Annotated in this window: 24 protein-coding genes; 13 read left to right on the top strand and 11 right to left on the bottom strand. The window is 61.9% G+C overall.

The genetic code is table 11. The features are described 5' to 3' along the window. The first annotated feature begins 23 nt into the window (after positions 1-23). From ABIE40_RS18420 to xth, 4 genes are all read left to right on the top strand, one after another. The gene (locus tag ABIE40_RS18420) at positions 24-1391 is read left to right on the top strand and encodes an ammonium transporter (protein WP_112718327.1); all 1368 of its coding nucleotides are present in this window, start codon (positions 24-26) and stop codon (positions 1389-1391) included. Positions 1392-1635: 244 nt separating this feature from the next. Next, positions 1636-4308 carry an FtsK/SpoIIIE family DNA translocase gene (locus tag ABIE40_RS18415; RefSeq protein WP_199627915.1) on the top strand — a complete coding sequence of 891 codons (2673 nt, stop codon included), beginning with the start codon at positions 1636-1638 and terminating at the stop codon, positions 4306-4308. Between the two features lie 137 nt (positions 4309-4445). Then, positions 4446-5114, top strand: a complete 669-nt coding sequence (locus tag ABIE40_RS18410) for an outer membrane lipoprotein carrier protein LolA (RefSeq protein WP_199627914.1) — start codon at positions 4446-4448, stop codon at positions 5112-5114. A 120-nt stretch (positions 5115-5234) separates the two neighbouring features. Continuing rightward, a complete protein-coding gene (gene xth / locus ABIE40_RS18405) occupies positions 5235-6038 on the top strand; it encodes an exodeoxyribonuclease III (protein WP_199628065.1) in 804 nt (267 codons plus the stop codon). Here the strand turns inward: xth and ABIE40_RS18400 are convergent, their stop codons facing one another. Both ABIE40_RS18400 and ABIE40_RS18395 read right to left on the bottom strand, forming a co-directional pair. After that, positions 6039-6494 carry a cyclic nucleotide-binding domain-containing protein gene (locus ABIE40_RS18400; RefSeq protein ID WP_112718333.1) on the bottom strand — a complete coding sequence of 152 codons (456 nt, stop codon included), beginning with the start codon at positions 6492-6494 and terminating at the stop codon, positions 6039-6041. A 13-nt stretch (positions 6495-6507) separates the two neighbouring features. Further along, the gene (locus tag ABIE40_RS18395; RefSeq protein ID WP_112718335.1) at positions 6508-7191 is read right to left on the bottom strand and encodes a response regulator transcription factor; all 684 of its coding nucleotides are present in this window, start codon (positions 7189-7191) and stop codon (positions 6508-6510) included. Positions 7192-7332: 141 nt separating this feature from the next. Here ABIE40_RS18395 and ABIE40_RS18390 point away from each other — a divergent pair, with 141 nt between their 5' ends. Both ABIE40_RS18390 and ABIE40_RS18385 read left to right on the top strand, forming a co-directional pair. Further along, positions 7333-7881, top strand: a complete 549-nt coding sequence (locus ABIE40_RS18390) for a L,D-transpeptidase family protein (protein ID WP_130283181.1) — start codon at positions 7333-7335, stop codon at positions 7879-7881. Positions 7882-7976: 95 nt separating this feature from the next. Further along, positions 7977-8807 (top strand): aldo/keto reductase, encoded by an 831-nt coding sequence (locus tag ABIE40_RS18385; protein ID WP_199627913.1) that lies wholly within the window; start codon positions 7977-7979, stop codon positions 8805-8807. Between the two features lie 55 nt (positions 8808-8862). Here the strand turns inward: ABIE40_RS18385 and leuC are convergent, their stop codons facing one another. The 4 genes from leuC to rplS form a co-directional block, all read right to left on the bottom strand. Then, positions 8863-10272 carry a 3-isopropylmalate dehydratase large subunit gene (gene leuC, locus ABIE40_RS18380; protein WP_112718341.1) on the bottom strand — a complete coding sequence of 470 codons (1410 nt, stop codon included), beginning with the start codon at positions 10270-10272 and terminating at the stop codon, positions 8863-8865. A gap of 241 nt (positions 10273-10513) precedes the next feature. Further along, complete coding sequence (locus ABIE40_RS18375) at positions 10514-11332, bottom strand: amino acid ABC transporter permease (protein WP_199627912.1); 819 nt, start codon at positions 11330-11332, stop codon at positions 10514-10516. A gap of 16 nt (positions 11333-11348) precedes the next feature. Continuing rightward, the gene (locus tag ABIE40_RS18370; protein ID WP_112718351.1) at positions 11349-12146 is read right to left on the bottom strand and encodes a transporter substrate-binding domain-containing protein; all 798 of its coding nucleotides are present in this window, start codon (positions 12144-12146) and stop codon (positions 11349-11351) included. Positions 12147-12295: 149 nt separating this feature from the next. Further along, positions 12296-12832, bottom strand: coding sequence for a 50S ribosomal protein L19 (gene rplS / locus ABIE40_RS18365; protein WP_112718353.1), 537 nt, complete (start codon positions 12830-12832; stop codon positions 12296-12298). A 335-nt stretch (positions 12833-13167) separates the two neighbouring features. Between rplS and ABIE40_RS18360 the strand changes: the two genes are divergently transcribed. After that, positions 13168-14622, top strand: a complete 1455-nt coding sequence (locus ABIE40_RS18360) for an NCS1 family nucleobase:cation symporter-1 (RefSeq protein WP_112718355.1) — start codon at positions 13168-13170, stop codon at positions 14620-14622. A gap of 28 nt (positions 14623-14650) precedes the next feature. Here the strand turns inward: ABIE40_RS18360 and trmD are convergent, their stop codons facing one another. The 5 genes from trmD to ffh all read right to left on the bottom strand — a co-directional run bounded on the left by trmD (position 14651) and on the right by ffh (position 18356). Then, positions 14651-15331: a tRNA (guanosine(37)-N1)-methyltransferase TrmD gene (gene trmD / locus ABIE40_RS18355; RefSeq protein ID WP_130283189.1), complete on the bottom strand. Its 681-nt coding sequence runs from the start codon at positions 15329-15331 to the stop codon at positions 14651-14653. A 3-nt stretch (positions 15332-15334) separates the two neighbouring features. Next, positions 15335-15904: a ribosome maturation factor RimM gene (gene rimM, locus ABIE40_RS18350; RefSeq protein WP_112718359.1), complete on the bottom strand. Its 570-nt coding sequence runs from the start codon at positions 15902-15904 to the stop codon at positions 15335-15337. A gap of 129 nt (positions 15905-16033) precedes the next feature. Beyond that, entirely contained in the window at positions 16034-16402 is a 369-nt protein-coding gene (gene rpsP / locus ABIE40_RS18345) for a 30S ribosomal protein S16 (protein WP_112718361.1), read from the bottom strand. A 48-nt stretch (positions 16403-16450) separates the two neighbouring features. After that, positions 16451-16759, bottom strand: a complete 309-nt coding sequence (locus tag ABIE40_RS18340; RefSeq protein WP_112718363.1) for a chorismate mutase — start codon at positions 16757-16759, stop codon at positions 16451-16453. Between the two features lie 16 nt (positions 16760-16775). Continuing rightward, a complete protein-coding gene (gene ffh, locus ABIE40_RS18335) occupies positions 16776-18356 on the bottom strand; it encodes a signal recognition particle protein (RefSeq protein ID WP_199627911.1) in 1581 nt (526 codons plus the stop codon). 293 nt (positions 18357-18649) lie between these two features. On the opposite strand from ffh, the gene ABIE40_RS18330 reads away from it, so the two are divergent. The 6 genes from ABIE40_RS18330 to ABIE40_RS18305 all read left to right on the top strand — a co-directional run bounded on the left by ABIE40_RS18330 (position 18650) and on the right by ABIE40_RS18305 (position 24842). After that, positions 18650-19657, top strand: coding sequence for an MBL fold metallo-hydrolase (locus ABIE40_RS18330; RefSeq protein WP_502944794.1), 1008 nt, complete (start codon positions 18650-18652; stop codon positions 19655-19657). 73 nt (positions 19658-19730) lie between these two features. Beyond that, complete coding sequence (dapF, locus tag ABIE40_RS18325) at positions 19731-20636, top strand: diaminopimelate epimerase (RefSeq protein WP_199627909.1); 906 nt, start codon at positions 19731-19733, stop codon at positions 20634-20636. Next, positions 20633-21907 carry a tRNA (N(6)-L-threonylcarbamoyladenosine(37)-C(2))-methylthiotransferase MtaB gene (mtaB, locus tag ABIE40_RS18320; protein ID WP_199627908.1) on the top strand — a complete coding sequence of 425 codons (1275 nt, stop codon included), beginning with the start codon at positions 20633-20635 and terminating at the stop codon, positions 21905-21907. Before dapF ends, mtaB begins: the two co-directional genes overlap by 4 nt. A 16-nt stretch (positions 21908-21923) precedes the next feature. Then, positions 21924-23534 carry a signal recognition particle-docking protein FtsY gene (ftsY, locus tag ABIE40_RS18315; protein WP_199627907.1) on the top strand — a complete coding sequence of 537 codons (1611 nt, stop codon included), beginning with the start codon at positions 21924-21926 and terminating at the stop codon, positions 23532-23534. 79 nt (positions 23535-23613) lie between these two features. Further along, on the top strand, positions 23614-24258 hold the full coding sequence (locus tag ABIE40_RS18310; protein ID WP_130283199.1) for a septation protein A: 645 nt from the start codon (positions 23614-23616) through the stop codon (positions 24256-24258). Continuing rightward, complete coding sequence (locus ABIE40_RS18305) at positions 24255-24842, top strand: DUF2585 domain-containing protein (protein ID WP_199627906.1); 588 nt, start codon at positions 24255-24257, stop codon at positions 24840-24842. Before ABIE40_RS18310 ends, ABIE40_RS18305 begins: the two co-directional genes overlap by 4 nt. The last annotated feature ends 79 nt before the right edge of the window (positions 24843-24921 follow it).

The raw sequence follows: 24921 nt of genomic DNA, 5'->3' as shown, positions 1-24921 counted from the left end.
GCTGAGCAAGGAGCTTTATACCAATGTCAATTTCGAAGTTTTCCTCCACTTTTGCGCGGCTCGGCGCTGCGTCGGCTGCGCTTCTCGCGCCAGTCGCCGCTTTCGCACAGGATGCGGCAACGACGGCCGCTCCGGCAGCTGCCGCTGCAGCACCGGTTGCTGACAAGGGCGATACCGCCTTCATGTTCATTTCCACGCTGCTGGTTCTATTCATGATCCTGCCGGGTCTCGCCCTGTTCTACGGCGGTCTCGTTCGCGCCAAGAACATGCTCTCAGTCCTGATGCAGTGCACGATGGTCGCTGCGGTTCTGATGCTCATCTGGGTCATCTACGGCTATTCCTTCGCCTTCGGCGGCTCGGACAGCCCGTATTGGGGCGGCACGGCGAAGATGTTCTTTGCTGGCGTCACCAAGGATTCGACGGCTGCGACCTTCTCGCAGGGCGTTGTCATTCCTGAGTTCATCTTCGCGATGTTCCAGATGACCTTCGCGGCCATCACGCCTGCCCTGATCGTCGGCGCCTTCGCCGAACGCATCAAGTTCTCGGCAGTCGTTCTCTTCTGCGCACTCTGGGCAACCTTCGTCTACTTCCCGATCGCTCACATGGTCTGGGATGCCAACGGCATGCTCTTCAAGATGGGCGCGCTCGACTTCGCAGGCGGCACGGTCGTTCACATCAACGCCGGCGTTGCCGGTCTGATCGGCGCGATCATGGTCGGCAAGCGTACCGGCTACGGCAAGGACATGATGGCTCCGCATTCGATGACGCTGACCATGGTCGGTGCATCCATGCTCTGGTTCGGCTGGTTCGGTTTCAACGCCGGCTCCAACCTGGAAGCTTCCGGTGGCGCCATGCTCGCAACGGTCAACACCTTCGTTGCAACCGCTGCTGCCGTCATCTCCTGGGCGATCGTTGAAAGCCTGACGCGCGGCAAGGCATCCATGCTCGGCGGCGCTTCCGGTATGGTCGCTGGTCTCGTTGCCATCACGCCTGCTGCCGGCATCGTCGGCCCGATGGGTGCGATCGTCATGGGTCTGATCGTTTCGCCGCTTTGCTACTTCTTCGTCTCCGTCGTGAAGAACAAGTTCGGCTACGACGATACGGCTGACGTGTTCGGCGTTCACGGCGTCGGCGGCATGTTCGGTGCCGTTGCTACCGGCATCTTCGCCAGCGCTTCGCTCGGCGGCGTCGGTTACGCAGAAGGCGTAACGATGGGCGGTCAGGTCATGACCCAGATCACGGCTATTGCCACCACCATCGTATGGTGCGGCGTCGGCTCGGCGATCCTCTACAAGGTCGTCGACCTCATCGTCGGCCTGCGTGTTGCAGTCGAAGCCGAACGCGAAGGTCTCGACCTCGCAACCCACGGCGAAGCTGCTTACCACTCGTAATCAAGGGATTGCGGCGCCCGGAAACAAAGGGCGCCGCTGAATGGCCCGTCGCGGCCTAGCGAAACGCCTAGACCGCATTTTGGCCCGGACCTTCCAAGGTTCGAGCCCTTTTATTTTGAAGCTGCTAATCCTGCCTGTCATGGTTAACACCGCTTTAACCGTCCTCTGATTAGGTGGAGCGGACGCATTCTGCGTGGATGGCGCGAGGGCGATTCGCGCCGCAGCAAATGGACGGGTAGGTTACATGGCAAGAAGCACGTCGCCGGCGATCGATAGCCGGCCGGACCGTTTCTCCCTTTCGGGGTTCCTGTTCAGGCAGGCGCAGGCTCTTCTGGGCTTTGCGATCTTCCTGATGCTGGCGCTTGCCGTCGCAGCGCTGGCAACCTGGAATGTCGCCGATCCGAGCTATTCCTATGCCACCGGCAATGCTCCCACCAACATACTCGGCTATAGCGGCGCCGCCTTCGCCGATATCGCCATGCAGTTCTTCGGCCTCGCCAGCGTCATCGCCCTGCTGCCGGTCGTCGCCTGGGCGCTCTCCCTGATCTCCGGCCGCCATATCAGCCGCATTCCGGCCCGTGGCGGTGCATGGGCCCTCGGCTCGGTGCTGTCCTCGGCCGTTGTCGGCTGCTTCCCGCCGCCGCTCACCTGGCCGATTCCGAACGGTATCGGCGGTGTCGTCGGCGACATGATCCTGCGCTTTCCGGCCCTCTTCGTCGGCGCCTACCCGACCGGCACCTTCGCAACTGCCGTCGGCTGCGTCTTCGCCATTCCGACGGTCTGGATGATGCTGTTTGCTGCCGGTCTCGTCGGCCGTACCGAAGAGGATGAGGACTTCGCCGAAGACTACGCTGCCGCGACGCCTTCCAAGGCGCGCTCGGTCGGCGAAGCCGATGAGGACGATGGCGACGACGAGGGTGGCTGGCTTGCCTTTGGAGCGCTGACGCATGCCTGGTACATGAGCCAGGCGCGCATGCGCCGCGTCTTCGGCATGGGTCCGCGCAAGCGCCGCCAGAGCGATTTCGAATCGCCTTACGACTTCAACGACGACGAGTTCGGCAAGCTCAACGAACCGGTTCGCGCCAAGACGCCGGCCGGCCGCGGCGAGCGCATGGATCCGTCGATGGAGATGGGTGCGGGCTCGCAGCGCCGCGTCGTTTCCGCACCGTCGATCTCGCTCAACGATGACGATGATGACGCGCCGTTCGATACGGACATGCCGCCGCGTCCTGCCGACATCCTGCCTGACGATGATGAAGATGCCTGGATGATGCGCGCTCCGGCGCGCTCCAACGGTGGTAAGCCGGAGCCGCGCGTCACTCCCGCTGCATCTCGTCCCAAGCCGGGTGCCCGCGTCGATCGTGAATCGCAGGGCAGCTTCATTCGCCCCGAAGGCTTCCAGCTGCCGCCGATGCATCTTCTGGCGGAGCCGAAGAATGTTGTGCGCGATTCCTCGCTCTCGGCCGACGCGCTGGAGCAGAATGCCCGCATGCTTGAGGGCGTTCTCGAAGATTTCGGTGTCAAGGGCGAGATCATCCATGTCCGCCCCGGCCCGGTCGTCACGCTGTACGAGCTGGAGCCGGCTCCCGGCATCAAGTCGTCGCGCGTCATCGGTCTTGCCGACGATATCGCCCGCTCGATGAGCGCGATCGCCGCCCGCGTCGCCGTCGTCCCGGGCCGCAATGCGATCGGTATCGAACTGCCGAACTCGACCCGTGAAACCGTCTACCTGCGCGAACTCATCGCATCGCGCGACTTCGAGGGATCCAAGGCGAAGCTCGCCATGGCGCTCGGCAAGACGATCGGCGGCGAAGCCGTCATCGCCGACCTCGCGAAGATGCCGCATCTCCTCGTTGCCGGTACCACCGGTTCGGGCAAGTCGGTCGCCATCAATACGATGATCCTGTCGCTGCTCTATCGGATGACTCCGGAGCAGTGCCGCCTGATCATGATCGATCCGAAGATGCTCGAACTCTCCGTCTACGACGGCATTCCGCATCTGCTCTCGCCTGTTGTGACCGATCCGAAGAAGGCCGTCGTGGCGCTCAAGTGGACCGTCCGCGAGATGGAAGAGCGCTACAAGAAGATGTCGAAGATCGGCGTGCGCAACATCGACGGCTTCAACGCCCGCGTCGAGCAGGCGCTTGCCAAGGGCGAGCAGATTTCGCGCACCGTCCAGACCGGTTTCGACCGCCACACCGGCGAGGCGATGTACGAGACGGAAGAATTCGATCTGCAGCCGATGCCGTATATCGTCGTGATCATCGACGAAATGGCCGACCTGATGATGGTCGCGGGCAAGGATATCGAAGGCGCCGTTCAGCGTCTGGCGCAGATGGCGCGTGCCGCCGGCATCCACGTCATCATGGCGACCCAGCGTCCGTCGGTCGACGTCATCACCGGCACGATCAAGGCAAACTTCCCGACCCGTATCTCGTTCCAGGTCACCTCAAAGATCGACAGCCGCACGATCCTTGGCGAACAGGGCGCCGAGCAGCTGCTCGGTATGGGCGACATGCTCTACATGGCCGGTGGCGGCCGTATCCAGCGCGTCCACGGTCCGTTCGTGGCCGATATGGAAGTCGAAGAGATCGTCTCGTTCCTGAAGACCCAGGGCGCGCCGCAATATCTCGACGCGATTACTGCTGACGACGATGAAGACGACGATTACGGCGGCGGCCCGGCCGGCACCTCCAATCTCGCCGATTCCGACGATCCCTATGATCAGGCGGTGGCCGTCGTCCTCCGTGATGGCAAGGCCTCGACCTCCTACATCCAGCGCCGTCTCGGCATCGGCTATAACCGTGCCGCATCGCTGATCGAGCGTATGGAGAAGGAAGGGGTCGTCGGTCCGGCGAACCATGCCGGTAAACGCGAGATTCTCGTTCCGACCGAAGGTGATATACTCGATCGCTAGAGGCCGAAAAAAATCTTTCGAGGCAACAACTTCACGGAAACCTGATCGCCTCGAAAACGTTACCTGCTTCAGCCATGCTTCTGCGCCATGAAGACGCCGCCTTTCGGCAGCAAGCAGGTCGCATAAAGGAGACTTAGATGAACAACTCCGATTCCTTCCTCGAAGGCTTTTCGCTGACGCGCCGCCATATGCTGGGCGCGATGGCGCTGGTGGCTGCGTCTGCGGCCCTGCCGGTCAATGTCTTCGCTCAGGCTGCTGCCGGAGGTTCGGCGACGGCTCAGGCGATTGCCGACCACTTCTCGAGCGTCGGCACCATGCAGGGTGAGTTCGTGCAGTTCGGACCGCGCGGTGAACAGACCGGCGGCAAGTTCTTCATCCAGCGCCCGGGCAAGCTGCGCTTCAACTACGACGACCCGTCGCCGATCCGCGTGATCGCCGATGGAAAGAACGTTGCCGTGGGTAACCTGAAGCTCAAGACCTGGAACCTCTACCCGCTGTCGAAGACGCCTCTTAGCCTGCTGCTCGCGCAGAAGATCAACCTGAACGATGGCTCGGTAAAGAGCGTCAAGGAAGAGTCCGACCTGACGACGATCGCGCTCGGCAACAACACGGTGTTCGGCAATTCGACGATCACCATGATGTTCGATCCGAAGACCTACGATCTGCGTCAGTGGACGATCACCGACAATCAGGGCAAGGACACCTCCGTCATGGTGTTCAACGTCAAGACCGGCGTGCAGTTCGACGACAAGGTCTTCAGGGTGCCCTACGAGAGCATCCCGGGCACCGCCGCCTATCGCGACTGATCCTGCCTTCTGCGATTTCTGGAAACGCCCGGCTTCGTCCGGGCGTTTTTGTTTGCGGCCCGTTTCCTCTGGCGTTGCTTTGCTCTAAAGCCTCTGCGACCCCTGATGAAAGGCATTGGCATGAGCTTCTCGATCACGACCTGGAACATCAATTCCGTGCGGCTGCGCATGCCGATCGTCGAGAAGTTTCTGATGAAGCATCAGCCGGATATTCTCTGCCTGCAGGAAACCAAGGTTCCGAACGAGCTCTTCCCGCTCGCGCCACTGCGGGCAATGGGCTACGAGCACATCATCATCCACGGGCAGAAGGGCTATCATGGGGTGGCGATCGCCTCGCGCATTCCGCTGACCGAGGATCACAGTTTCGATTACGGCAGCGTCGGCCATGCCCGCCACATCTCGGCAATCTTCGAGCGCGGCGGCCGCCGTGTGCGCCTGCATAACTTCTACGTTCCGGCAGGTGGCGACGAGCCGGATCCGGCGATCAATCCGAAATTCGAGCACAAGCTGAACTTCATCGAGGAGATGAAGCTCCTGAAGGCGGAAGCCGAGGTGAATACTTCAGCCATCCTCGTCGGCGATCTCAACATCGCGCCGCTGGAGCACGATGTCTGGTCGCACAAGCAGCTCCTGAAGATCGTCAGCCATACGCCTGTCGAAACCGAGGGGCTATTGGAGGTCATCAAGCGCGGCGCCTGGCTCGACCTGATGCGCCAGCATGTGCCTGCCAACGAGAAGCTCTACACGTGGTGGAGCTACCGCGCCAAGGACTGGGAAGCGGCCGACAAGGGCCGCCGCCTCGACCATATCTGGTCGTCCTCCGATCTCGGCCCGGTGCTTCAGCGCGTCGATATCCTCAAGGAAGCGCGCGGCTGGGAGAAGCCGTCGGACCATGTGCCCGTCACGGCGTACTTCAATCTCTGATCAGGAGAAGCGATGCAGCTGCGCCGTCGCCCGGGCGGCGAGCGCGGCGATGTTGTCGCGGATGCGGTTTTCGATCAGCTTTGCGGCTTCCGGATATTCCTCGATGAGGCGATGGAAGAGTGCGCGGGTGATGCGGATGATGCCGGTGTCCTCGCGGGCGACCGCCGTGTACTTGCGCTCGACGAGCGTCACCAGCGCGAGCTCCGACAAGAGCGTGCCCGGTCCGGCGACATGCTGGACGCGGTGATGTCCATCCTTGTCCATCACCGTCAGCTCCAGCGCGCCGCTGGTCACGACATAGGCGCTTTCCGCCGGTGATCCCTCTCGAAACAGCATCTGCCCGGTGGAGATGATGCGGCGGTCGGCGCCGAAGGCGATCAGCCGAAGCTGATCGTCGGACATGCCGTTGAACAAGGGCAGCTGCGAGAGCGTATGGATGTCGTCGGTCAGCGCCATCTGCGCATCTGCCTCACGGTATGATCTTGTAGCCGCCGTTCTCGGTAACGAGGATTTCGGCGTTGGAGGGGTCGCGCTCGATCTTTTGGCGCAGGCGGTAGACGTGGGTTTCGAGCGTATGCGTCGTTACGCCGGAATTGTAGCCCCAGACCTCTTCGAGCAGCACGTCGCGGGTCACGACCTTCTGTTCGGCGCGGTAGAGATATCGGATGATCGCCGCTTCCTTTTCGGTCAGGCGGATCTTCTGGCCGTTTTCGGCGGTCAGCAGCTTCTGGCTCGGCTTGAAGAGGTAGGGGCCGACCGTGAAGGTCGCGTCTTCGCTCTGCTCGTGCTGACGCAGCTGCACGCGGATGCGGGCGAGCAGGACGGCGAAGCGGAAGGGCTTGGTGACATAGTCGTTGGCGCCGGCCTCGAGGCCCAGAATCGTGTCGGAATCGGTATCGTGACCCGTCAGCATGATGATCGGCGCCTTGAAGCCGCCCTTGCGGAGCAGCTTGACGGCCTCGCGGCCATCCATGTCGGGCAGACCGACGTCCATGATCAGGAGGTCCACAGGCGCGCTGCGCGCCGCCTGCACACCCTTGCCGGCGGTCGATTCCTGGAGAACCGTGAACTCCTCATAGAGCGACAGCTGCTCCGTCAGGGTTTCGCGGAGGTCGTCATCGTCATCCACCAGTAGAATGGTGCGTGCGGTCATGCGGGTCTGTTCCTCAGGTTCCGTCTTACAAGTCCTACGCCAAATTCGACGATTGGCAAAGAGCACAAGACGCGCGGTTGCGGGGCTCGGATCGATATGATTTCATCGAACATCCAAGCAAAACAAAAACATGTGAGAATAATGGAAAAAACAAGGCAGAGAGCGCCGAAGCGCATCTCCACCATCCTTGTAAGGCCTCAACCGGGGAAAAAGAGCCGGGCGCTGGTGCAATGCGGGCCTATCGTCGTGCCTGCGGCGATCGGCCGGACCGGGCGCAGCATCCTGAAGCGTGAGGGCGACGGGGCAACGCCCGTCGCGGCGATGAAGCTGCTTTACGGCTTCCGGCGCGGCGAGCGCCCGCAGCGGCTCACAACGCCGCTTGCTCTTTCGCGGATCCGCGCCGGGATGCTCTGGTGCGATCAGGCCGAGAACGCCAATTATAACCGGCTGGTCAAGGCACCCTTCAAGCCGAGCCACGAGGAGCTGAAGCGCAAGGACGGGCTCTACGACGTCTGCCTCGTCATGGACTGGAACGTCTCGTCGCGGGCGCGCCATCGCGGCTCGGCGATCTTCTTCCACCTGATCCGCCCGGGCTATCAGCCGACGGATGGCTGTGTCGCCGTCAAACCGCAGGACATGCGCCGGATGCTTCCCCACATGCGCAAGGGGACGGTCGTCCGGGTTCTCTGAATCTCAAGGGGTGATAATTCTTCGCCGCCGTCCTATATGGCTTTTCGACGTCGCGCTGCCCGGCGCGCCGGCTTTCAAACTGACGGAGACATATTGTGGCCAATCAACCCATTATTACTTTCCATGACGGACATTCCATCCCGCAGGTCGGCCTCGGCGTCTGGCAGACGCCGCAGGATATCGCCGCGCCGACAGTGCTGAAGGCGCTGGAAGCCGGCTACCGCCACATCGATACGGCATCCGGCTACGACAACGAGCAAGGTGTCGGCGAAGGCTTCCGTTCTTCCGGTCTCGACCGCAAGGACGTGTTCATCACCACCAAGCTGCGCAACACCGATCAGGGCTACGACAATACGCTGCGCGCCTTCGACGGCAGCCTGAAGAAGCTCGGCATGGACTATGTCGATCTCTACCTCGTGCATTGGCCCTCGCCGCATCGCGGGCTCTACCGCGAGACCTGGAAGGCCTTCGTCAAGATCAAGGAAGAGGGCCGGGCGCGCTCGATCGGCGTCTCGAACTTCTATCCCGATCATCTGGAACACATCATTGGCGATACCGGCGTCGTGCCGGTGATCAACCAGATCGAGTTGCATCCCGACTTCCAGCAGAAGGCGGCTCAGGAAGCGCACAAGAAGCTCAATATCGTCACCGAATCCTGGAGCCCGCTCGGCCAGGGCAAGTTCATCGCCAACCCGGTGATCGGCACCATCGCCAAGAAGCATGGCAAGACGCCGGCGCAGGTGATCATCCGCTGGCATATCGATACCGGCCTCGTGGTCATCCCGAAGTCGGTGACTCCCTCGCGCATCGAAGAAAACTTCAAGGTTTTCGATTTCAAGCTGGATGCCGAGGATATGGCTGCGATCACCAAGCTCGACGACAAGGGCGCGCGGATGGGGCCGGATCCGTATACGGCGACGTTCTGATCAAAATAAAAAGGGCGGCTTGAGGCCGCCCTTTTTTGTTCTATGAGTTAAACGCTCAGTTCCATTCACGGATATCGACGAAGTGGCCGGCAATCGCCGCAGCGGCGGCCATGGCCGGCGAAACGAGATGCGTGCGGCCCTTGAAGCCCTGGCGGCCCTCGAAGTTGCGGTTAGAGGTCGAGGCGCAGCGCTCGCCCGGCTTCAGGCGGTCGTCGTTCATGGCGAGGCACATCGAGCAGCCCGGCTCGCGCCAGTCGAAGCCGGCAGCCTTGAAGATCTTGTCCAGGCCTTCCTTCTCGGCCTGTTCCTTCACGAGGCCGGAGCCCGGAACGATCATGGCGTTGACGGTGGAAGCAACGGTCTTGCCTTCGACGACCTTGGCGACTTCACGCAGGTCTTCGATGCGGCCGTTGGTGCAGGAGCCGATGAAGACGCGATCGATGCTGATATCGGTGATCGGCGTACCGGGCTTCAGGCCCATATAGTCGAGCGCGCGCCACTTGGAGGTGCGCTTGGTCTCGTCCTGGATATCATCAGGGTTCGGAACGATGCCCTGAACCGAGATAACGTCCTCGGGCGAGGAGCCCCAGGAAACGATCGGCGGCAGTTCGGCGGCGTTGAGCTTGACGATGCGGTCGTAATGCGCGCCTTCGTCGGTCTTCAGCGTCTTCCAGTAGGCGATCGCCTGTTCCAGTGCTTCGCCCTTCGGCGCGCGGGGCTTGTCCTTCAGGTATTCGAAGGTGATCTCGTCAGGCGCGATCAGGCCGGCGCGGGCGCCGCCTTCGATCGACATGTTGCAGATCGTCATGCGGCCTTCCATCGACAGCGCGCGAATGGCTTCGCCGGCATATTCGATGACGTAGCCGGTACCACCTGCGGTGCCGATCTCGCCGATGATGGCGAGAACGATGTCCTTGGCGGTGACGCCTGCCGGAAGCTGGCCATCGACCTGCACCAGCATGTTCTTCGCCTTCTTCTGGATCAGCGTCTGGGTGGCGAGAACGTGCTCGACTTCAGACGTGCCGATACCATGGGCGAGCGAGCCGAAGGCGCCGTGCGTCGAGGTATGGCTGTCACCGCATACGATCGTCATGCCCGGCAGGGTGAAGCCCTGCTCCGGTCCGATGATGTGGACGATGCCCTGACGCTTGTCGTTCTCGGAGTAATATTCGACGCCGAATTCGGCAGCGTTGATGGCGAGCTGCTCGACCTGGATGCGGCTTTCCTCGTTCTTGATGCCGAGGTGGCGATCCGGCGAGGTCGGAACGTTGTGGTCGACCACCGCCAGAGTCTTCTCTGGCGCGCGAACCTTGCGGTTCGTCATGCGCAGGCCTTCGAAAGCCTGCGGCGAGGTGACTTCGTGGACCAGGTGGCGGTCGATGTAGAGAAGACAGGTGCCGTCAGCCTGTTCGTCAACCAGGTGATCGTCCCAGATCTTATCGTAAAGGGTACGCGGTGCGCTCATGGCAGTTCAATCCGTGTTTGGATGCAATGGAAAAAGGGAAATGGCGGCAAGGCCCGCCGGCCGGCGTCGATCAGCGAAGTCGGCTGTTGAGCGCACCGGAAACGGACGCAAAGAAGCGTGCGGGCAGGCGGTAATGGTCCTGCAGCACGAAGATATGCGCGCCAATGCACTTGAACTTGCTTTCCATAGCGCTGGATATAGCGATTTTTCCGCGTGTCGGCAATTCGAATCGTGAGGCGGCCTAGCGGCCTCTTGTCCGGCGCATGCGCATCTCCACCCGCCGCAGCGCCAGAGACAGGCCTATCGTCAGGATCAGGTAGATGTAGGTGACGATCGAATAGGTCTCGAAGAAGCGGAATGAGCCTGACGCATAGACCTTGCCCATCTGCGTGATGTCGGAGACGCCGAGCACGGAAACCAGCGAACTGTCCTTCACCATAGAGACGAAATCGTTGGAGAGCGGTGGGAAGATCACCTTGATCGCCTGCGGGAAGACGACCAGCCGGAAGCGGTGGTAGCGCGACAGGCCGAGCGCCTTGGCGGCTTCGATCTGGCCGTGATCGACCGACTGGATGCCTGCCCTGAAGACCTCGGCGATGAAGGACGAATAGCCGATCATCAGCGCGATGATGGCCCGCCACATCAGCGACAGGTCACGCACGAGAATAGGCTCGGCGGCGCCGGCTTTGACGAGCGGCGTGATCAGGAAATTATAGGCGGCAACGATCCCAGGCGCGCCGACGAAGGCGACGTAGAAGAGTAGCACCAGCATCGGGATGCCGCGGATGACCTCGATATAAAAGCGCGAGATCTGCCTGAGGACGACGCTGTCCGACAGCCCGAGGAGGGCGATGCCGAGGCCGAGCGCCGTCGCCAGCGCGAAGGCGACGACGGTGACGAAGACCGTTACCCACACGCCCTTGACGACGGTCTGGAAGACCTGCGCATAGATGCCGTTGGTGACGATGACGATGGCGAGAATGATGCCGATAATGGCAAGGGCGACCAGCCACCAGGGATAGTCGCCCTTCTCGGATCGCGGGGATGGATGTGGCGCCATCTGCGATGATCCGGAATTACTGACCCATCTTGTAGTCGAGGAACCACTTCTTGTTCAGGGCGTCGAGCGTGCCGTCGGCCTTCAGGCTGGCAATTGCCGCATTGACGGGCGCAACGAGATCGGAACCCTTCGGGAAGATGAAGCCGAAATCCTCCGTGCCGAGCGGGCCACCGATGACCTTCAGCGTGCCGTTCGAGGCATCGACATAGCCCTTTGCAGCAACGCCATCGGTCAGGACGGTGTCGACGTCGCCGGTCTTCAGGGCCTGGACGGTGGCGCCGAAGGTTTCGAAGAGCTTGATGCGCGGGTTCTGTTCGTTGCCGTCGAGGATTTCGTAGACGGCGGTGTAGAAGGGCGAGGTGCCGGGCTGGGCGCCGACCAGGCCGTCCTTGAAGGCGCCGAAGGTCTTGCCGTCGGTGAAGCGGCTCTCATCAGCGCGGACCAACATGAATTGCTGCGAGCGCATATAGGGGTCGGAGAAATCGACCTTCGCCTTGCGGTCGTCCTTGATGGTGATGCCGGTCATGCCGATGTTGTACTGATTGTCGGAGACGGCCTGGATCATCGCGTCCCAGCTGGTGTTCTGGTACTCGACCTTGAAGTTCAGCCGCTTGGCGATCTCGTTCATCGCATCATATTCCCAGCCGATCTGCTTGCCGGACTTCGGGTCGACGAACTGCAACGGCGGATAGGCGTTCTCGGTGACCACGACGACCGTCTTGCCGCCGAGATCGGGCAGGGTGTCGGCGACGGCCGCGAGCGGCGAGAGCGTGAGAGCGGCAAGGCCTGCGAGAATGGTGCGGCGGAAAAGCATGCTGAAAAGTCCCCGGAAAAATGTGGCTGGCGAAAACTGTCATAGAAGAGAAGGCGATGGCAAGAGCGGTGAACTTGCAGTTGCTGCCTTAAAACAGAAAAGGCGGCCCGAAGACCGCCTTTTCATGCAATGATTTTGCTTCGCAGAACTTATTCTGCTGCCGGCTCAGCGGCGGCTGCTGCTTCTGCGGCTGCCTTTGCTTCAGCGGCTTCTGCTGCTGCCTTTTCGGCGGCGAGAGCCTGTGCTGCTGCAATCTTTTCAGCTTCGATGCGTGCCTTTTCCTCGGCAACTGCAGCGCGCTCGGCTTCGTTCAGCTTGCGGGCGCGGGTGCCGGTGTTCTCGACGATACGAGCCGACTTACCGCGACGGTCGCGCAGGTAGTAAAGCTTGGCGCGACGGACCTTACCGCGGCGAACGATTTCAACGCTTTCGACAGCCGGCGAGTAAACCGGGAATACGCGCTCGACGCCTTCGCCGTAGGAGATCTTACGAACCGTGAAGTTCTCCTGGAGGCCGCCGCCGGAGCGAGCGATGCAAACGCCTTCGTAGGCCTGTACGCGGGTACGGTTGCCTTCCTTGACGCGGACGTTAACGCGGACGGTGTCGCCCGGGGAAAATTCCGGGAGCGTGCGCTGGGCTTCGATCTTGGCGACCTGTTCGGCCTCAAGCTGCTGGATGATGTTCATGACTCAACCTCATTGTTGGTTCAACAGCCAGAGCGCTCTGAACGATCTATCCTTGGTCGAGCCTCAGATATATGCCGGTGAAGGCAGGAGCGAATTCGTCTGTTTTTCTTTGCTTGGCTGATGGGAGTTTTCCCATTCCGGGCGTGCGCATACCCTATTACGCAGACCTTGTCACCCCTCTCCGCCGGAAAATCCGCAATGCCGGGCGGTTCGCTGCGCTTCTCCGCGCGATCATGGCTGCGACTTCAGTGATTAATTATTTGTCGAATGCCTAATTTAGGAGCAGATTCTGATTCGGGCCAAATCATGACCCGTGGGAATTTGGAGGGGAATGAATGTCGATAAGCAATCCATCGCCTTCGTTGTATAACGAGGACCTGGCGCCTGCAGAGGAGAGGAAGTGGGGCGCCTTCAGCATCTTCAATGTCTGGACGTCCGACGTCCATAGTCTTTGGGGTTATTATCTCGCCGCCAGTCTGTTCCTGCTCTGCGGCAGCTTCATCAACTTCGTGATTGCGATCGGCATCGGCTCGCTGGTCATCTTCTTCCTCATGAGCCTCGTCGGCAATGCCGGCGTCAAGACGGGCGTGCCTTTCCCGGTTCTCGCGCGCGCCTCCTTCGGCACGTTCGGCGCCAACCTCCCGGCGCTGGTGCGCGCCGTCGTCGCCTGCTTCTGGTACGGCGCGCAGACGGCGGCGGCATCCGGCGCCATCGTTGCGCTTCTCATCCGCAACGACAGCATCCTCGCCTTCCACCAGAACAGTCATATGCTCGGCCACTCGACGCTCGAGGTGATCTGCTACGTCATCATCTGGGGGCTGCAGCTGCTGATCATCCAGCGCGGTATGGAAACCGTGCGCAAATTCCAGGATTGGGCAGGCCCTGCCGTCTGGATCATGATGCTCATTCTTGCCGTCTATCTCGTCACCAAGGCAGGCACCTTCTCCTTCGGCAGCGAAATCCCGCGCGACGTGCTGATCGAAAAGACCAAGGACGCAGGCATTTCCTATGAGCCCGGATCCTTCCCGGCACTTGCCGCCGTGGCTGCGACCTGGATCACCTATTTCGCAGCGCTCTACCTGAACTTCTGCGACTTCTCGCGCTATGCCAAGGACACGAAGACCTTGCGCAAGGGCAATCTCTGGGGTCTGCCGATCAACCTTCTCGCCTTCTGCCTTGTTGCCGGTGTCACGACCACGGCCGCCTTCACCGTTTACGGCGAGGTGCTGCTGCATCCGGAAGCGATCTCAGCGAAATTCGACAGCTGGTTCCTGGCGTTGCTTGCGGCTCTGACCTTCGCCGTCGCCACGCTCGGCATCAATGTCGTGGCCAACTTCGTCTCGCCGGCCTTCGATTTCTCGAACGTCTTCCCGCGGCAGATCAGCTTTAAGCGGGGCGGCTATATCGCGGCTCTGATCGCGTTGGTACTTTATCCGTTCGCTCCGTGGGAAACGGGTGCGGCGCATTTCGTCAACTTCATCGGTTCGACGATGGGGCCGATCTTCGGGATCATGATGGTCGACTACTATCTGATCCGGAAGGGCGAGCTTGATGTTGCCGCGCTCTACCAGGAGAACGGTGAATTCCGCTTCCAGAATGGCTGGCACACGAACGCCTTCATCGCCTTCATTGTCGGTATGGTGTTCTCGTCGATCCTGCCGACCTTCACCTCGATCCTGCCGGATTGGTGGGGAACCTATGGCTGGTTCTTCGGCGTCGGCATCGGCGGCCTGGTTTATTATGTGCTGCGCATGAGCACGCGCGGTTCGGCCGTCGGCGCCGCCACCTGACATATGATGCGCCCGGTTCTCCGGGCGTCTATTCTTCCAAGAGGTCGGGCCGTCGTTTCCTGGTCAGGGCGACGGCCTGTTCATGCCGCCACTTCTCGATGGCGCCGTGGTTGCCTGAGGTCAGAACCGCGGGAATTTCCCGGCCTTCCCATTCCTGCGGACGGGTATAATGCGGATGCTCCAGCAGACCGCCCTCGAAGCTTTCATGCAGGCCGGAGAGATCGTTACCCATGACACCCGGCAGGATGCGGACGATCGCGTCCAGGACGGTCAGCGCAGCGGGTTCGCCGCCTGATAGCACGTAATCGCCGATCGAGACCTCTTCCAGCTCACGCGCATCGATGACGCGCTGGTCGACACCTTCGAAGCGGCCGCAGACGATGATGACGCCGTCGCCCCCGGCGAGCTCGCGAACGCGCTTCTGCGTCAGCGGCTTGCCGCGCGGGCTCATCAGCAGGCGGGGGCGATTGTCGTTTTCCGAGACCGTATCGATGGCACGCGCGAGAACATCGGGCTTCAGCACCATGCCTGCGCCGCCGCCGGCCGGGGTATCGTCGACGGTGCGATGCTTGTCGGTGGTGAAATCGCGGATCTGCACCGGTTCCAGCGACCACTGCCCGCGCTCCATCGCCTTGCCTGACAGCGAGAAGCCGAGATGGCCCGGAAACATCTCCGGATAGAGGGTGAGCACGGTTGCCCGGAAGGCCATGACTTACTTCTTTTTCTTCGGCTTGCCGGAGGCGAGCTTGGAGATGTCCTCGGGATCGTCGACGAGACCAGCAGCCATCGGATCGATGCGAATCGTGCCGCCCTCAAGATCGATCTCCAGCACGGAGGCCTCAGAGAAGGGGATCAGGACCGGGCGCTTGCCGGGACCCTTGAGTTCCAGAAGATCGCCGGCGCCGAAATCGAAGACACCGGTGATCGTGCCATAGCTGACGCCCTTGTCGTCGAGCGCTTCCAGCCCCTCGAGATCGGCATAGAAGAATTCGTCTTCCTCGAGCTCGTCGTCGGGGAGATTGTCGCGCTCGATATAGAGTTCGAGGCCATTCAGCGCTTCGGCGGCATTGCGGTCGTTGACGCCGCGGAAGCGGACGACGACCATATTCTTCATTTCGCGCAATTCGAGGACCTCGAAGACGCGGCCATCGAGGCTGTGCAGGTGGCCGTAATCTCCGAGCGCGGTCGCATCAGCGGTATAGGGCTTGACGCGGACTTCGCCGCGGATGCCCTGCGCGCCGCCGATCGTGCCCATCAGCACCGGGTTTTCAAGCTTTGTCATGGTGTCCTTCGTTCGAATGCCGGCATCGATCCGAGTTCACGCTTCTCATAAACGAAGTGCACCGGATTGAAAACGAAAACGGGCGGCATGTCGCCATGCCGCCCGCCCCATAAGGAAATCCTTCTGGGATTATTCTGCGGAAGCTGCAGCTTCAGCGGCGTCAGCAGCCTTCTGAGCCTTTTCAGCAGCGCGCTCCTGAGCCTTCTTGCCCGGCTTTGCCTTTTCCGGGTTGCTCTTGGCGTCGCGCTTTGCGAGGCCGGCTTCGTTGAGGAAGCGGAGAACGCGGTCGGTCGGCTGTGCGCCCTGCTCAAGCCAATGCTTGATACGGTCGTTGTTCAGCTTGATGCGGCCGTCGTTGTCCTTGGCCAGCATCGGGTTCCAGGAACCGAGGTTCTCGAGGAAACGGCCATCGCGCGGCGAACGGGCGTCGGCGAGAACGATGTGGTAGTACGGGCGCTTCTTGGAACCACCGCGTGCGAGACGAATTTTCAGTGCCATGTTCTTTACTCCTTAGGCTTTCTTGGACCGCTTCGTGAGGCGGTTTGTTCACTTTGCTGCGGCGTGGTCCGCAGCGATCTGCTCATGATGCCGGATGACTTCCGTGATGACGAAGTTCAGGAACTTCTCGGCGAAATCCGGATCCAGATTGGCATCCTTCGCCAGGCGGCGAAGGCGTTCGATCTGGTATTCTTCGCGCGCCGGATCGGCCGGCGGCAGCTGGTACTTGGCCTTGAGCACGCCGACCTCTTTGGTGCAGCGGAAGCGTTCGGCCAGGATATGGACGAGTGCCGCGTCGATATTGTCGATCGACTGGCGGTAACCCGAAAGCTGGGCTTTGACGTCTGGATCAATCATGGGGCAGGCGATCCTCTCACTTCTTCTTCGGCAAACCGGGAAGACCCGGGAAACCACCGCCGAGACCCGGCAGCTTGGCGCCACCGAGCCCGGGCAAACCACCCGGCATTCCGCCGAGACCGGGCATGCCCCCGCCCGGCTTTCCAAGACCCGCAGCTTCGGCCTGCTTCTGGAGCGCTTCCAGCTGCTTGGGGTCGATATTCGAGAGATCGGGCATGCCGCCCATTCCACCCATGCCGCCAAGACCCATCTTGCCGGCAAGGCCGCCCATCATCTGCTTCATCAGGCCGCCCTTACCCTTGCCGCCCATCATCTTCATCATGTCCGCCATCTGGCGGTGCATCTTCAGAAGCTTGTTGATGTCGGAGGCGTCGGTGCCGGAGCCGGCGGCGATGCGCTTCTTGCGGGAGTGCTTGAGCATGTCGGGGTTGGCACGCTCGGCCTTGGTCATCGACGAGATGATCGCCAGCTGGCGGCCGAACAGGCTGTCGTTCAGACCGGCCGAAGCCATCTTGTCCTTCATGCCGGCCATGCCGGGCATCATGCTCATGATGCCGCCCATGCCGCCCATCTTCTGCATCTGGCGCAGCTGATCGGCGAGGTCGTTCAGGTCGAACTTGCCCTTGGCCATCTTGGCGGCCATGGCAGCCGCCTTTTCGGCGTCGATGTTTTCGGCGGCTCGCTCGACCAGCGAAACGATGTCGCCCATGCCGAGGATGCGATCGGCGATACGGCGGGGATGGAATTCCTCCAGCTCGCCCATGCGCTCGCCGACACCGATGAGCTTGATCGGCTTGCCGGTGACGGCGCGCATCGAGAGCGCTGCACCGCCGCGGCCATCGCCGTCCATACGGGTCAGAACGAGGCCGGTAATGCCGACGCGTTCATCGAAATTACGCGCCAGATTGACGGCGTCCTGACCGGTCAGCGAATCTGCGACCAGCAGGATTTCATGCGGGTTCGACTTCTTCTTGATGTCGGCCATTTCGACCATCAAGGGCTCGTCGATATGCGTGCGGCCGGCGGTGTCGAGAATGACGACGTCGTGGCCACCGAGCTTCGCAGCCTGGACGGCGCGTGCGGCGATATCGGTCGGCGACTGGCCAGCGATCACCGGCAGCGTATCGACGCCGGTCTGGACGCCGAGCTGGCGCAACTGTTCCTGGGCGGCCGGACGGCGCGTATCGAGCGACGCCATCAGCACCTTCTTCTTTTCGCGGTCGGTGAGCCGCTTTGCAATCTTTGCCGAAGTCGTCGTCTTACCGGAGCCCTGCAGACCGACCATCATGATGACGACGGGCGCTACGGCATGAAGATCGACGCCCACGCCCTCGCCGCCGAGCATCTCGATCAGCTCGTCATGGACGATCTTGACGACCATCTGGCCGGGCTTGATCGACTTCAGGATCTCGGCGCCGACGGCCTTTTCGCGAACACGGTCGGTGAAGCCACGAACGACTTCCAGCGAGACGTCGGCTTCCAGAAGCGCACGGCGAACCTCGCGCAGCGCCGCGGAAACATCGGCTTCCGAAAGCGCGCCACGGCCTGTCAGTCCATTGAGAATGGATCCAAGACGGTCCTGGAGGTTTTCAAACATCGGCTCTTCCTTGTGATTTCCGGGATGACGGAAACCTTGTGCTTTTCCTTGACGAAAACAAGACGCAAAGCCAAAAAGCACCCGAGGGCGCATCGCGCTGTCGGGTGTGGACCTCCGGGATCAGGGTCCCGGTCGGCGGCTCGGAGTCATGTCGCTCGTCGCAGAATTGAGGCGCGGTAAACAGGAAACCGGCCGGAAAGTCAAGCCGAAGCGGGGAAATTCGCTCTTCCGGTCCTTCTCAAACCGCGCGCCCGATCCCAAATGCATCGTCCCGCTACGAGAGTCCATTGCCCATGCCCGACGCCAAGATGCGCAATCCCTACTATCATGGGCCAGTTTCAGACCATTTCGACGGCGTCCAGTTTTTCAATCCTGAAGGGATCGAGCCGCTCGGCTTTCGCGCGCTGATGCGCTGGCAATTCGGCGGCGGGCGCTTCCGCTGGCCGAAGGCGGTCTACAGCCCGTTTCCACCGGCGAAGCCCGCTGAACGCATCGATGGCGAGAGTCTGCGGGTGACGATGATCGGCCATGCGAGCCTGCTGATCCAGGTCGCCGGGCTCAATATTCTGACGGATCCCGTCTGGTCGGATCGCGCCAGCCCCTTTTCCTTCGCTGGACCGCGGCGGGTTTCGCCGCCCGGCATCCGCTTCGAGGATCTGCCGCCGATCGATATCCTGCTCATCTCGCACAATCACTACGACCATCTCGATATCAGGACGCTGAAGAGGCTATTCGAGGAGCACGGTCCGCATTTCATCACGCCGCTCGGCAATGACACGATTATCCATCGCGCCATTCCTGAGGCCAAGGTCTCGGACATGGACTGGGGCGACCAGCTTTCCTATTGGGACGGCGTGACGATCGATGCCGAGCCCTGCCATCACTGGTCGGCCCGCGGCACGCGCGACCGGCGCATGGCGCTCTGGGCCGCCTTCGTCATCTCGACGCCCGCAGGCAAGATCTACCATGTCGGCGATACCGGCTTTCACGAGGGCATCAATTACAAGGCGGCGCGGGAGAAGCATGGCGGCTTCCGCCTCGCCATCCTGCCGTTCGGCGCGTATGAGCCGCGCTGGTTCATGAAAGGGCAGCACCAAAACCCGGAAGAGGCGGTGGCTGGCATGGAACTCTGCAACGCCGCCCATGTCGCCGGGCACCATTTCGCGACCTTCCAGCTGACCAACGAGGCGATCGACGCGCCGGTTGCCGCGCTGCAGGAGGCGCTTTCGGCCCGCGGTATCGAACCCGGCCGCTTCCGGCCGCTGCGTGCGGGCGAAGTGTTTGACGTGCCGGTTGCGTGAGCAGCCGGTAAACCACTGGTAATTCGCCCGCGTTTCCGCCATATACAGCCCGAAAGCAATGGAAGTGGCAGCAATGAGTGCAACGGTCGAATTCGCGAAGATGAACGGGCTTGGAAACAAGATCCTGGTTGTCGACATGCGCGGCCGCGGCGACAAGGTGACGCCCGATGCCGCGATCGCGCTGAATGCCGATCCGGATACCGCCTTCGACCAGATCATGGCGATCCATGATCCGAAGGCCGACGGCACCGATGCGTGGATCGACATCCTCAATTCCGACGGCTCGAAGGCGCAGGCCTGCGGCAACGGCACACGCTGCGTCGTGCAGGCACTGTCTGCCGAAACCGGCAAGAAGATCTTCACCTTCCAGACGGTCGCCGGCATTCTGAATGCCGTCGAGCATAAGGACGGCACGATCTCCGTCGACATGGGCAAGCCGGTCTTTGCCTGGGACAAGATCCCGCTTGCCGAAGAATTCTATGACACCAGCCGCATCGAGCTGCAGATCGGGCCGATCGACAATCCCGTGCTGCATTCGCCGTCGGCGATGTCGATGGGCAATCCGCATGCGATCTTCTGGGTCGACAAGGATGTCATGTCCTTCGATCTCGCTCGCTTCGGGCCGCTGCTCGAAAACCATCCGATGTTTCCGGAACGCGCCAATATCACGCTGGCGCAGGTCACCTCGCCCACCTCGATCACGACGCGCACCTGGGAGCGCGGCGCCGGCCTGACGCTTGCCTGCGGTTCCGCTGCCTGCGCCACCGCCGTTTCGGCGGCGCGCACCGGGCGCACCGGCCGCACGGTCGAGATCAAGGTTGCGAGCAGCCCGAATGCCGGTTCGCTGTCGATCGAATGGCGTGAGCGCGACGATCACGTCATCATGACCGGACCTGCAGAATGGGAATGGTCCGGCATGGTCGACCCGACGACCGGCAACTGGTCGCGCGACGCGGAGCAGGGAGCCGAGGCGCGGTGAGCGGCGTCGAGGTCATTACCTTCGGCTGCCGTCTCAATACCTACGAATCCGAAGTGATGCGGGCGGAGGCCGAGAAGGCCGGGCTCAACAATGCCATCCTCGTCAATACCTGCGCCGTAACGGGCGAGGCCGTGCGCCAGGCGCGCCAGGCGATCCGCCGCGCGCGACGGGAAAATCCGCATGCCCGCATCATCGTCACCGGCTGTGCGGCGCAGACCGAAAGCCAAGTCTTTGCAGAAATGGCCGAAGTCGATGCCGTTCTCGGCAACGAGGAGAAGCTGAAGAGCACCTCCTATCGGGCGCTTCCCGATTTCGGCGTGTCGGCCGAAGAGAAACTGCGCGTCAACGACATCATGAGCGTCAGGGCGACGGCGCCGCAGATGGTCAAGCATATCGACGGGCACGTGCGCGCCTTTATCCAGGTGCAGAACGGCTGCGACCACCGTTGCACCTTCTGCATCATCCCCTATGGCCGCGGCAATTCGCGCTCGGTACCGATGGGCGCTGTGGTCGATCAGGCCCGAAATCTGGTCGAGGGCGGCTATAGCGAGATCGTGCTGACGGGTGTCGATGCCACCAGCTACGGCGCCGATCTGCCGGGGCAGCCGACGCTCGGGCTGCTTGCCAAGACGCTGCTGAAGCAGATCCCCGAAATCCGGCGCCTCAGGCTTTCCTCGATCGACAGCATCGAGGCCGACCAGCATCTTTTCGATCTGATCGGCGACGAGCCGCGATTCATGCCGCATCTGCATCTGTCGCTGCAGCATGGCGACGACATGATCCTGAAGCGCATGAAGCGCCGCCATAGCCGGGCCGATGCGCTCGATTTCGTCGCGCAGGTGCGCCGGTTGCGGCCGGAGATCAGCCTCGGCGCCGATATGATCGCCGGCTTTCCGACCGAGACCGAGGAGATGTTTGCCAATGCCGTCAGCCTCGCCGAAGAGGCCGGTATCGCGCATCTGCATGTCTTCCCCTACAGCCCACGCCCGGGCACGCCGGCGGCCCGCATGCCGCAGCTTGACCGCTCGCTGATCAAGGATCGCGCTGCCAGGCTGCGCGCCACTGGACAGACGCTCTATCAGTCCCATCTCGACAGGATGGTTGGAACGCGGCAATGGCTGCTAGTCGAAAACAACGGCCTGGCGCATACCGAAAACTTCACGCTCGTTGCCGCCCCCGGCCTTCGCCCGCGCTCCATGCTGCAGGCCGAAATCACCGGTCACAACGGCAAGCACCTCGACATGCAATTGACGGCCGCAGAGGCCGCCTGACTTTCACGGAATTCTCATGGCCCTCAGTTTCATCAAAAAGGTCTTCACCTTCGGCAAGCCGCTCGAAGAGGCAAAGCCGCAAGAGGCCGTGCCCGCCATCGAGCCGCTGAAGGAAGAGCTGCCGGTTGCCGCCGATCCGGTACTGCCGGAAGAGATGGAGACGGCTGGCGGGCCGGTGGCTGATGTTGCCGAACCTGAGGTGGTTGAGGAAGCGGAAGAGCCGACGATCCTGCCTGATGTCGCGCAGATGAGCGATGTGGGTGTGGTGCCGTTGTCTTTGCTGGAGGCGGAAGCCGAGGCTGAGGTTGAAGATTCTACTGCGATCCCTGCGGAAACACCCCCCTCTGTCCCTTCAGGACATCTCCCCCACACGGGGGGAGATCAGGTCGAGGATGCGGTTGCCGATCGCGAAGAAGGCCGCGTAGAGCCCACCGTAACCTTCCCTGAAGAGGTTCTTTCAAAGGAAGACGAAGAGCTTCGCGACGCCGAAGTGGAGCAAGACCTACCCACTCAGCCGATCTCCCCCCCTGTGGGGGAGATGCCCGGCAGGGCAGAGGGGGGTGCTCCACCCACGGACATCGAAGAAGCAACGGCAGAGCAGGCGCCGGACGCCGAAGACGCGCCGTCCGAACAAGCGCCCATCCTCCCGAAAGGTTTCGCCACGGGCGCTGCCGCCCCGGAACCCGAACCCGTCGTAATCCAGCCGAAGCTCAGCTGGTTCCAGCGCCTCCGTGCCGGTCTCGCGCGCACCTCCTCGCAGCTGACCGGCCAGATCACCGCGCTCTTCACCAAGCGCAAGCTCGATGACGAAACGCTGCAGGATCTGGAAGACCTGCTGATCCAGGCCGACCTCGGCGTCGAGACGGCGCTGCGTGTCACCGATACGCTGGCCTCCGAGCGCTACGGCAAGGATGTCACCGGCGAGGACGTCACCCGCATCATGGCAACGGAGATCGCCAAGGTGCTGAAGCCGGTCGCCAAGCCGCTGCAGCTCGATCTCAGCCACAAGCCACATGTCATCCTCGTCGTCGGCGTCAACGGCACCGGCAAGACGACGACGATCGGCAAGCTGGCCGCCAAGCTCTCCGGCGCCGGGCTGAAAGTGATGGTCGCCGCCGGCGATACGTTCCGCGCCGCCGCGATCGAGCAGCTGAAGATCTGGGCCGACCGCACGAAATCCGAATTCATCGGCACCAAGCTCGGCGCCGATGCCGCCGGTCTCGCCTATGACGCCTTCGAGCAGGCGAAGGCGAAGAAATGCGATGTGCTGATCATCGATACCGCCGGCCGTCTGCAGAACAAGGCGGAGCTGATGGCCGAGCTCGAGAAGATCGTGCGCGTGCTCGGCAAGCTCGATCCGGATGCGCCGCATACCGTGTTGCAGACGCTCGATGCGACGACCGGCCAGAACGCCATGAACCAGGTGGAAATCTTCCGCAACGTCGCAGGCGTCAACGGGTTGATCATGACCAAGCTCGACGGCACGGCGCGCGGCGGCATTCTCGTCGCCATCTCCGCCAAGCACAAACTGCCGGTCTATTTCATCGGTGTCGGCGAAGGCGTGGACGATCTGGAGCCTTTCGAGGCCGAGGATTTCGCACATGCCATTGCCGGTATCGGTCAATGATGCCACAGATAAGCCGCCAAGAGCGCGCAAGCCGCGGCCGGTTGAGACAGGCCCGAAACTGACAGGTTTTACGAAAAGCATGACCACCGAAAGCGATATCACGCCCTCCGCCGCAGACCGGCACCACCCGCTGCTGAAGCTGGCGCTGGAGCTTGGACCGCTGCTGATCTTCTTCTTCGCCAACCTGCGTGGCCAGTGGCTCGTCGATCGCTTCCCGGCTCTTGCCGAGCTCGGCGGTCCGCTCTTCGTCGCTACCGGCCTGTTCATGGCTGCGACCGTGATTTCGCTTGTCGCCTCGAAGATCATCCTCGGCCATCTGCCGATCATGCCCTTCGTGTCGGGCATCGTGGTGCTGATCTTCGGCTCGCTGTCGATCTACCTGCAGAACGAGACCTTCATCAAGATGAAGCCGACGATCGTCAACGCGTTGTTCGGCGTGGCGTTGCTCGGCGGTCTCGCCTTCGGCAAGTCGCTGCTCGGCTATGTCTTCAATGCCGCCTTCCAGCTCGATGCCGAGGGATGGCGGAAGCTGACGCTGCGCTGGGGCATCTTCTTCCTGTTCCTCGCCGTGCTGAACGAAGTCATCTGGCGGAATTTCTCGGATGATTTCTGGGTTGCCTTCAAGGTCTGGGGCACGATGCCGATCACCATTCTGTTCACGATGGCGCAGATGCCGCTGATCCTCAAGCACACGATCCAGCCTGCGGGAGAAACCGAGAAGTGAGCTTCGACAGTACGGCCGAGCGCACGAAACATCAGACCTTCTGGGTTCTCGCCTGCTTTGCCGTGCTGCTTGTGCAGGTCGTCACTGAATATTTCATGGGCCGCACGATCATCTGCACCTGCGGATATGTGAAACTCTGGGAAGGCACCGTCAATTCCAGCGGTAATTCCCAGCACCTCTCGGACTGGTACACGCCCTCGCATATCATCCACGGCTTCCTGTTTTATGGGCTGGCGCATCTCGTGCTGCGCGGCAAGCCGTTTGCGGCTCGCCTGCTCCTGGCGCTGGTGATCGAATCCGGCTGGGAGCTGCTCGAGAATTCGCCCATCATCATCGACCGCTACCGCGCGGCGACCATCTCGCTCGACTATTACGGCGACAGCATCATCAATTCGGCGATGGACGCCGTGTTCATGGTGATCGGCTTCTTCTTTGCGGCCCGGGCGCCGGTCGCGCTGACCGTCGCGATCGCCATCTTCTTCGAGCTGTTCACCGGCTACATGATCCGGGACAATCTGACGCTCAATGTGCTGATGCTGATCTGGCCGGTCGAGGCGATCAAGACCTGGCAGGGTGCGATCTAAGATATCGGTACATTGCGGGTGAGGCCCCCTCATCCGCCTGCCGGCACCTTCTCCCCGCCGGGGAGAAGGGAAGATGCCG

It is taken from the genome of Rhizobium sp. OAE497 (assembly GCF_040546565.1).
Taxonomy (GTDB): Bacteria; Pseudomonadota; Alphaproteobacteria; order Rhizobiales; family Rhizobiaceae; genus Rhizobium.
Note: the sequence above shows the minus strand (reverse complement) of the source record. Positions and strands in the feature narration are given on the sequence as shown.

Coding starts and splice junctions, on each gene's coding strand:
- ABIE40_RS18400 (WP_112718333.1), bottom strand. CDS start 6,494: ATGGCGCTGACCGACGACATCCATACGCTCTCGCAGCTGCCCTTGTTC.
- xth (WP_199628065.1), top strand. CDS start 5,235: ATGAGCTTCTCGATCACGACCTGGAACATCAATTCCGTGCGGCTGCGC.
- trmD (WP_130283189.1), bottom strand. CDS start 15,331: ATGGCCTTCCGGGCAACCGTGCTCACCCTCTATCCGGAGATGTTTCCG.
- ABIE40_RS18415 (WP_199627915.1), top strand. CDS start 1,636: ATGGCAAGAAGCACGTCGCCGGCGATCGATAGCCGGCCGGACCGTTTC.
- ffh (WP_199627911.1), bottom strand. CDS start 18,356: ATGTTTGAAAACCTCCAGGACCGTCTTGGATCCATTCTCAATGGACTG.
- ABIE40_RS18395 (WP_112718335.1), bottom strand. CDS start 7,191: ATGACCGCACGCACCATTCTACTGGTGGATGACGATGACGACCTCCGC.
- dapF (WP_199627909.1), top strand. CDS start 19,731: ATGAGTGCAACGGTCGAATTCGCGAAGATGAACGGGCTTGGAAACAAG.
- rplS (WP_112718353.1), bottom strand. CDS start 12,832: ATGAACATCATCCAGCAGCTTGAGGCCGAACAGGTCGCCAAGATCGAA.
- rpsP (WP_112718361.1), bottom strand. CDS start 16,402: ATGGCACTGAAAATTCGTCTCGCACGCGGTGGTTCCAAGAAGCGCCCG.
- ABIE40_RS18340 (WP_112718363.1), bottom strand. CDS start 16,759: ATGATTGATCCAGACGTCAAAGCCCAGCTTTCGGGTTACCGCCAGTCG.
- ftsY (WP_199627907.1), top strand. CDS start 21,924: ATGGCCCTCAGTTTCATCAAAAAGGTCTTCACCTTCGGCAAGCCGCTC.
- ABIE40_RS18370 (WP_112718351.1), bottom strand. CDS start 12,146: ATGCTTTTCCGCCGCACCATTCTCGCAGGCCTTGCCGCTCTCACGCTC.
- leuC (WP_112718341.1), bottom strand. CDS start 10,272: ATGAGCGCACCGCGTACCCTTTACGATAAGATCTGGGACGATCACCTG.
- ABIE40_RS18420 (WP_112718327.1), top strand. CDS start 24: ATGTCAATTTCGAAGTTTTCCTCCACTTTTGCGCGGCTCGGCGCTGCG.
- ABIE40_RS18390 (WP_130283181.1), top strand. CDS start 7,333: ATGGAAAAAACAAGGCAGAGAGCGCCGAAGCGCATCTCCACCATCCTT.
- ABIE40_RS18360 (WP_112718355.1), top strand. CDS start 13,168: ATGTCGATAAGCAATCCATCGCCTTCGTTGTATAACGAGGACCTGGCG.
- rimM (WP_112718359.1), bottom strand. CDS start 15,904: ATGACAAAGCTTGAAAACCCGGTGCTGATGGGCACGATCGGCGGCGCG.
- ABIE40_RS18375 (WP_199627912.1), bottom strand. CDS start 11,332: ATGGCGCCACATCCATCCCCGCGATCCGAGAAGGGCGACTATCCCTGG.
- ABIE40_RS18330 (WP_502944794.1), top strand. CDS start 18,650: ATGCCCGACGCCAAGATGCGCAATCCCTACTATCATGGGCCAGTTTCA.
- ABIE40_RS18310 (WP_130283199.1), top strand. CDS start 23,614: ATGACCACCGAAAGCGATATCACGCCCTCCGCCGCAGACCGGCACCAC.
- ABIE40_RS18410 (WP_199627914.1), top strand. CDS start 4,446: ATGAACAACTCCGATTCCTTCCTCGAAGGCTTTTCGCTGACGCGCCGC.